The sequence below is a fragment of the Lactobacillus nasalidis genome (genome assembly GCF_016587775.1).
GTDB classification, from domain to species: Bacteria; Bacillota; Bacilli; order Lactobacillales; family Lactobacillaceae; genus Lactobacillus; species Lactobacillus nasalidis.
The window spans coordinates 1-503 of record NZ_BOCG01000373.1 but is presented as its reverse complement, the minus strand read 5'-3'; the positions used below and the strand labels follow the sequence as shown (position 1 = coordinate 503).

General features: G+C 61.2%; 1 protein-coding gene. It reads left to right on the top strand.

What is annotated here, in order from left to right; all coding sequences use genetic code 11:
* Positions 1 to 503 (top strand): IMP dehydrogenase (locus lacNas_RS06960; RefSeq protein WP_201346725.1); only part of this gene is annotated, 503 nt, incomplete at both ends.

Here is a 503-nt window from a genome sequence, read left to right as displayed (position 1 = left end):
GTGACCGCCGAAGACACGCACGCGGCTGTTGACAAGGACGGCAAGCTGCTGGTAGCTGCTGCTGTCGGGGTAACCAGCGACACCTTTGAAAGAGCCGAAGCCTTGTTTGAAGCCGGTGCTGACGCGATCGTCATCGACACGGCTCACGGCCACTCAGCCGGCGTTCTGCGCAAGATCAAGGAAATCCGCGACCACTTCCCGAACAACACTTTGATTGCCGGCAACGTGGCTACCGGCGAAGGCACCCGGGCTTTGTTTGAAGCCGGCGTTGACGTAGTCAAGGTTGGTATCGGGCCTGGCTCAATCTGCACCACCAGAGTCGTTGCCGGTGTCGGCGTGCCGCAATTGACGGCGATCTACGACGCCGCTGACGTGGCCCGCGAATTCGGCAAGCCGATCATCGCTGACGGCGGGATCAAGTACTCCGGCGACGTGGTCAAGGCTTTGGCTGCCGGCGGCAACGCCGTAATGCTGGGCTCCATGCTCTCAGGTACTGAAGAAGC